Source organism: Pseudomonadota bacterium, from assembly GCA_022361155.1.
In the GTDB taxonomy this organism is placed as follows: Bacteria; Myxococcota_A; Polyangia; order Polyangiales; family JAKSBK01; genus JAKSBK01.
Genome location: JAKSBK010000085.1, coordinates 1 through 6,474 on the forward strand (window position 1 = coordinate 1; position 6,474 = coordinate 6,474).

The window sequence follows — 6,474 nt, forward strand, 5'->3', positions numbered from 1 at the left end:
AGGAGCCCAGTGCGGTAGTGCCGCTCGCTGGGATCTGTGCGGGGGGCGGGCCGAACCCTCAGAGCTAAGGCCCGTCCCCTACCGCGACGTGCGCCCACAGGACTCGGTCGGAGGTTCGAAGCTTCGGACGCTTGCGTGTCCGCTTGTAGATAGCCAGCTGCTGACGCAGGGCGAGATTCTCGGCGACCAGGGTCCGCGTGCCCTTCAAGGCGGCCCGAACGGTGTCCAGCAGCGCCAACAGCAATGTCATGGACGAGTTCTAGCACCAGGCGGAAACCTGAGTCATTTCACCGCAGACGACGTTTTCGCGGACAACGCCCCGAAGCCCGACGACGACGGCTACTACATTTCCACACGGTTGGCCGGAGATTGGGCCCTAAACGCCAACACCCGCCTCGAAGGGCGGGTGTTCGCTAGAGTTGGTTGCGGGGGCCCGCAACGCGATTTTTTCAACACGGATGGGGTCGAGATACGGGTACGGCTCGAAAAGGCCGCCTGAACCGCGTGTGGGTCGAGGCACGGAATGCCGTTCAAGCCGCTTGAGGGGGTTCTCGACGGAAGGAGGCACCGCGCTCCGCAACGTCGGGGCGTCAGAGCTCTACGCGCCACCTCGGCGTAAATGGGATGTTGGTCGTCGCGGCGCTCTCGATTTCGTCGAGCTTGTACGCCCGGATATCTTCGACCGGAAAGCCATCTTTGGTGCGCTCGTGGACGTAAAGCAGCTCGTTCCCCGTCCTTGGAAGCCGAAGGGAGTAAGGCTCCACCAGTTGCTCGTGGCCGTGATACCCGAGCCGCACACAGAGTCGGTTTCGAGCGGCGAAGCGGACCGTTTCGAGATGGCTGCGTCCGGCCGCGAAGGACTGATAGCTCGGGAAGAACACCCGCTCGACCAGTGTCTCGCCGGACTTCGCGGGAACAGGTTCGGCCGGGGGTCGCGCAGCGGCGGGTTCGAGCCACCAGCGCAGCGCGCCTTCTAGCTCGTCGATGAATCCATCGACGGGCGGGAGGGCCGGAAGTTGGTGGCCGAGCTGGTGATCCCAGTTCGCTTTCAAAACATCCTGGTCGATTCGCCCGACGATGCCGGCAACCGTCGGCGCCCCGATGCCCTTGAATGCGAACTTTGACTCGACGCACTGCCGAGCTTTCGCCCGGTCGATAGTGTCCCGGAAGGCGCGGCTCAGATGGACCACGTCGTACACGTCCCGAGCGCGACCCTGACGCTCGTACAAGGCACGAGACTTTTCGGCCAGGACCTCTTCGAGCGAATACGTCTTTGCGCGGGCTGGCGGATCCGCCTGATCCGGGTACGGATGGTGAATCTCCCGGAGCTCGGGATCGGTGGCGAGGACCTCGTCCTGCGTGATGTCGAATTTGATCTTCTGGAGGTTGCGTCGCGCCAAGCGGAGCGGGCCCGTGTAGGTGAGTCGTGCTTGGTAGGACAGATTGCCCCGTGGGTTCTCGTACTCCTCCACTTTGATGCGGTCACGCGGGAATATAATGCCGCAGCGTTCCTCCACCCATGAAGCAATGCGGGAGAGCGCCTCGGCGATGATGGTCTCGGAAAGCGCTTCCCCCGTCGGAACGGTAAAATCAAGGTCTTCCGACTATGCAGAGCTCCGCATAGTCCGAGTTATGCCCAGTCCGAGATTATGCGGAGCTTGGCGGACCACTCGCGAGATTTCTCGGCAGTATGACCTGATCACAGCCTCGCGCTGAATACTTCAGCTGCGCATAGCGTCGACTCGGACCCATGCAGAAGGACCGGGTCACGCTCGAAGAGATCATGTCGCAGAGGGCCGCCGACCGACTGCGTGATCGAGGAGCTTCGCTGAGCTCCCACTTTGACGCTTTCGCAACGCGTCTGTACGCAGGCGGCTATTGCCCGGCCACTGTCCGGGGCTACCTCCGGTTGGCTGGTCACTTCGGTGGTTGGCTTCAGCGTCAGCGGATCGCCGTCCGTTCCGTCTCAGACAACACCGTGCAGCACTTTCTGAGTCAGGCGAGTGCGTCCTCCCACCGTTCGCGCTCGGCGCTGCGCCATTTCCTTGAGGTACTACGGGAGAGCGGGGCCGTTCAGCGGCAGTCTCCTCGCGTGCCGAGCGGCACCCACGCGATCACTCGGGCGTACGAAGACTACCTCCTACAGAATCGTGGGCTGAAGAACGGTACCGTCGTTTGGCACCTGATGTACGTCGGTGGATTTCTCGAGTTCGCCAGCGTCAGATCGGTGCGTGATCTTCAACGTCTTTCGGTGGCTCACGTTCGTGGATTCATAGCGCTTCGGGCGGAGCGCTATACCCGAGGCGCGCTGAAGAATGTCGCCAAAGCGCTTCGCAGCTTCTTCCGATTCCTCCACGTGGAGAGGGGATTGGACGCGGCTGACCTCGTCGCCGCCGTGCCCGCGATCACTGAGTACAAGCTCGCGGGGCTGCCCAAGTACCTGAGCGAAGAGCAACTGGAGCGTGTCCTCGTATCCTTCGATCTCTCCACGCCCATCGGGCTTCGCGACCGGGCCATCGCGCTCTGTCTCGTTGATCTGGGCCTTCGCAGCATTGAAGTGGAAGCGCTGACGATAGACGCGATCAACTGGTCGTCGGGCACGATCCACATCTACGCTTCGAAGGGCGGACGAGGAAGCGAGTTGCCGCTTCCCGAGAGCGTCGGGCGAGCCATCGTCGCGTACCTGAAACACGGACGCCCGAGGAGCTCGACGCGACGGGTCTTCGTGCGGCACCGCGGCCCTGTCGGCAGTCCCTTGCAAGCAGGGAGCATCGGGGCGGTAGTGAAACGCGCGTTCAGGCGGACCGGCGTTTCCGTTGCGAAGAACGGCGCTCACGCGTTGCGCCACACGACCGCAACGCGCCTTCTTCGTGCAGGTGCCAAGATGAAGGACGTCGCCGACATCCTCCGGCATCGCAGCATCGATACGACGGCCATCTATGCCAAGGTCGACTTGGCGCGACTTCAGGAGGTGGCTCTCCCATGGCCAAACGTCAACCCGGCATGACCATGATGGCGCGGGCTGAGGAGTACTTGGCCTTTCGTCGCAAGATTGGCTTTGCCCTCGAAGCCCCAGGGCGCGCGCTGCTCGCGTTTGCGCGCTATGCTGATCGCAATGGTCACGGGGGTCCTGTCACGACGGAGATCGCGATCCGATGGGCAACCTTGCCGGGGAAAGGTGAGTCCAGAGCGGCTGTAAAGAAGCTGGAGGCCGTTCGACAATTCGCCAAATATCAGGTGCAGTTCGATCCGCGGACCGAGGTCCCCCCGCACGGCATCTTGGGCCCAGGCTATCGCCGCCGCGTACCGCACATCTATACCGACGAGGAAATCGCCGCGCTCTTGCGCGCCCTCGGCGAGCCTCCTGGCCAGCTTCCCTCGCAATCCGTCGTCACACTGTTTTCCCTCCTCTTCGCAACGGGCCTGCGGCTGGGAGAAGCTGTGCGGTTGAGATGCGCGGATGTGGATCTCGACGAGGGTCTGATCCATGTGCTCAAGACGAAGTTCCGCAAGTCGCGTCTCGTCCCGCTCCACCCCTCCACGACACGCGAACTCCGGTTGTACGCGCGATTGCGTGATCGTAGTCGCGCGCAAGATGCGGGTGGTGCGTTCTTCTTCGACGGCCGGCATCGCGTCACGTCGATGGCAGTCAAACGCGCATTGGCGCGAGCACGACGCGACCTCGGCTGGGGAGAAGAGTCCGGCGACAAACGAGGAGAACGAGCCTCCGACACTCGCCACACCTTCGCTGTTCGACGCTTGCTCCGGTGGTATGAGGAAGGGGCGAATGTCGACGAGAAGATCTCCTCGTTGTCGACGTACCTCGGGCACGTCCGAGTCACGGACACGTACTGGTACATGACAGCCTCGCCTGAGTTGCTGGCTCTCGGCGGGAAGCGTTTCGAACGGTACGCGGATTCTCGCCGAGAGGGGCGCGAGAAATGAGTCAGCGGCGGACAGCCCCTACGTCCTTCACCGTGCTGGTGCAAGACTTCTTCGGCAGCCGGCTGATCAACGAGAGGAATGTCAGTCCGCGGACCATTGCGAGCTATCGGGATACATTTCGCCTGCTTTTTCGATACGCGGAAAAGCGTTTGAAGAACGCGCCGGTCGAGCTGTTGCTGGCAGATCTCGATGCAAACTTCGTCCTCGGCTTCCTCAATCACTTGGAACGGGTCCGCGGCAATTCGGCACGCACTCGCAACGTGCGGTTGGCTGCCATTCGTTCGTTCATGAGGTACGCATCGTTCCGCGATCCCTCCGTTCTCCCCGTCGTGCAGCGCGTGCTCGCGATCCCGTTGAAGCGCTTTGAGAGACCTCTGATTGGCTTCCTTTCCCGCGAGGAGATCGAAGCCATCCTCTCTGCGCCCGACTGTTCGACGTGGACCGGGCACCGCGACCAGATGCTGCTCCGAACCATGTACAATACCGGCGCTCGGGTCTCGGAGATCGTCGCACTCCGCGTCGCCGACGTGTCCCTGGGAACCAACGCGCACGTTCGTATTTCCGGCAAGGGGCGGAAGGAGCGTACCATCCCGCTGTGGCGAAGCACCAGCAAGGCGCTCAAAAGCTGGCTCTCTGCCCACCTGCGCCTGGAAGGACGCGCGCCACTCTTTACCAACCGACGCATCGAGCCGCTGTCGCGCTCGGGCGTCGAGGACCGACTGCGCGTGGCCGTCCGCGCGGCAGCCGAGACCTGTCTACCCCTGGCCGAGCGTCGAGTCTCCCCGCACATCATCCGCCACACCACCGCGATGCACCTTCTGCAATCGGGCGTCGACATCACGGTGATCGCGTTGTGGCTCGGCCACGAGAGCCCCGCAACGACGCACCAGTACGTCGAAACTGACCTGATGATGAAGGAGCGAGCGCTTGCCAGGCTTCAAGAAGCTCCGGCAACACCAACTCGCTATCGCGCGAGCGACACGCTTCTTCAGTTCCTGAACAGCCTCTGATTATGCGGAGCCGGTCCACGCCGATCTGTCCGATCTCCCGTCACGTACACACGCCGCTCCGCATAATCTCGGACTGGGCATAATTCCGAGAAGCGATAGGTCTCGAAGAAGCACTTCTTCAGGCAAGTTCCACCCTTGAAGACCCAGCGATTGAGAACCTCGTCTTCTGTGATCGCCCAGAGCACCCAGCCGAGGACGTAGTCCTTCTCCACCGTAGTCGCCTGGAGGCCCTGTATTCTCGCTCGTTCCAGAACGGCGGCCTTGGGAATCATGATCGGGCCTCGTCGACGGGGATGTTCACCCGCAGATTCCAGCGGCTCACGATGGGACCTCGATCGGGTCCCGCAGGGTCGAGCTTGCTCACGCCTTTGGTGATGTGCTGCCGGCAACGCGCAAGCCAGTCGTTCCGCGCGACGCCGCACAGCTCCGCCAGGTAGCCGATCCGCTTGAAGACCGCCCCGCGGTCGTAGCGGATAGCGTACTGAAGCAACGTGTCCGCGTCGGCGTGGTCACTCCGCCAGTAGTTGCGCACAACATCTACCGCGTGCCGTCCCCCACCCCCGATTTCGGGTGCATCCAAGATGTCGATGAGCATCCGACTCGGGTCGGCGATCATCACCGCGTGGGAACCAACCCAGTGCTTGCGAGAGCCGAAGAGCTTGTCCGGGTGTAGGGTCCGCACGCGAAATCGAACGCCGCCGTAGGTCTGTTCGCCTCGGCGTTGCGGCGCAGACGTTACGATCGCCACAGCGTTGAAGATCTGCTCGGTGAGATCCCAATGTTCGGCGGCCGACCAGCCCGAGATATGGCAGGGCGAGAACAACCGCATCGCGAGGGTCCAAGCGTCCTCGACCGCCGGTTTCCGCGACGCCGCTCCGAGCGGTATCGGAGCGTATAGGCCCCGCTTGATTCGCTGGAGCCAGCCCTTGGCCTCAAGGCGCGAGAGGATGCGGTTGGCTGCCGGGCGGGTGACCCCGCGCAAATCCATCACGTCGGAGGCGGTGACCGCGGCTCTCTCCTCCGCCATGAGGCGGTCGAGAAGCTCTCGCTCCCCCGTACTGAGTCCGGCAAGATCGGTACTAGATTTCTGCATGAGAAGTCAGAACCTGACGCTTGAAGCAGTTTCAATATCTAGCAAAGCATATCCTGACGTCAATAACAGTCAAAGATCGTCCGCTTTGGCAGTATAAGTCTACCTCGTGGCGCATCCGGGTCTAAAACGTCGAGACGAGGCACGTGATTCCAAGCACTTACGGGCCCGCAAGAGCGGTGATTTGGCCGACCCGATCCGGTTATGCTCGGGTCCTTGCCTGCCCGGTCCCAAAACTTCGCATTTCTGGCGACGCACGAGGAACGGCTCGCCGTCCTCGGCGAGCAGGCCTTCCGACGCGCTGCACTGCCTGAAGCTCGCACGCCAACTGGCGATCTGGTTTCACCGCACCTTCGGGAGCGATCCCCGGTTCAAGCCGGGGCCGCTCGCGCCGCCGAAGCCGCCCCCCGATGCGACCGCTGCCCTGAA

7 protein-coding genes are annotated in these 6,474 nt (G+C 62.7%); 4 read left to right on the forward strand and 3 right to left on the reverse strand.

All coding sequences use genetic code 11. The annotated features are described in order from the left end of the window. Nucleotides 1–499: hypothetical protein (locus MJD61_02475; protein MCG8554144.1), on the forward strand; the 499-nt coding region annotated here is incomplete at its 5' end. 91 nt (nucleotides 500–590) lie between these two features. Here MJD61_02475 and MJD61_02480 read toward each other — a convergent pair. Beyond that, entirely contained in the window at nucleotides 591–1,550 is a 960-nt protein-coding gene (locus MJD61_02480; protein MCG8554145.1) for a nucleotidyl transferase AbiEii/AbiGii toxin family protein, read from the reverse strand. Between the two features lie 200 nt (nucleotides 1,551–1,750). Between MJD61_02480 and MJD61_02485 the strand changes: the two genes are divergently transcribed. The 3 genes from MJD61_02485 to MJD61_02495 are packed head-to-tail and all read left to right on the forward strand — an operon-like array spanning nucleotide 1,751 to nucleotide 4,955. Continuing rightward, nucleotides 1,751–3,007, forward strand: a complete 1,257-nt coding sequence (locus MJD61_02485; GenBank protein MCG8554146.1) for a site-specific integrase — start codon at nucleotides 1,751–1,753, stop codon at nucleotides 3,005–3,007. Beyond that, nucleotides 2,983–3,945, forward strand: a complete 963-nt coding sequence (locus MJD61_02490) for a tyrosine-type recombinase/integrase (GenBank protein MCG8554147.1) — start codon at nucleotides 2,983–2,985, stop codon at nucleotides 3,943–3,945. The genes MJD61_02485 and MJD61_02490 overlap by 25 nt, the downstream gene beginning before the upstream one ends. Continuing rightward, a complete protein-coding gene (locus MJD61_02495) occupies nucleotides 3,942–4,955 on the forward strand; it encodes a site-specific integrase (GenBank protein ID MCG8554148.1) in 1,014 nt (337 codons plus the stop codon). Before MJD61_02490 ends, MJD61_02495 begins: the two co-directional genes overlap by 4 nt. On the opposite strand, the gene MJD61_02500 is transcribed toward MJD61_02495, so the two are convergent. Both MJD61_02500 and MJD61_02505 read right to left on the reverse strand, forming a co-directional pair. Beyond that, entirely contained in the window at nucleotides 4,934–5,227 is a 294-nt protein-coding gene (locus MJD61_02500; protein ID MCG8554149.1) for a nucleotidyl transferase AbiEii/AbiGii toxin family protein, read from the reverse strand. The genes MJD61_02495 and MJD61_02500 overlap by 22 nt on opposite strands. Beyond that, nucleotides 5,224–6,048 carry a type IV toxin-antitoxin system AbiEi family antitoxin domain-containing protein gene (locus MJD61_02505; protein ID MCG8554150.1) on the reverse strand — a complete coding sequence of 275 codons (825 nt, stop codon included), beginning with the start codon at nucleotides 6,046–6,048 and terminating at the stop codon, nucleotides 5,224–5,226. Before MJD61_02505 ends, MJD61_02500 begins: the two co-directional genes overlap by 4 nt. Nucleotides 6,049–6,474 lie beyond the last annotated feature (426 nt).

Excerpts from the sequence above, each read along its gene's own strand:
- MJD61_02500 (MCG8554149.1), bottom strand. The coding sequence starts at position 5,227 with ATGATTCCCAAGGCCGCCGTTCTGGAACGAGCGAGAATACAGGGCCTC.
- MJD61_02505 (MCG8554150.1), bottom strand. The coding sequence starts at position 6,048 with ATGCAGAAATCTAGTACCGATCTTGCCGGACTCAGTACGGGGGAGCGA.
- MJD61_02490 (MCG8554147.1), top strand. The coding sequence starts at position 2,983 with ATGGCCAAACGTCAACCCGGCATGACCATGATGGCGCGGGCTGAGGAG.
- MJD61_02485 (MCG8554146.1), top strand. The coding sequence starts at position 1,751 with ATGCAGAAGGACCGGGTCACGCTCGAAGAGATCATGTCGCAGAGGGCC.
- MJD61_02495 (MCG8554148.1), top strand. The coding sequence starts at position 3,942 with ATGAGTCAGCGGCGGACAGCCCCTACGTCCTTCACCGTGCTGGTGCAA.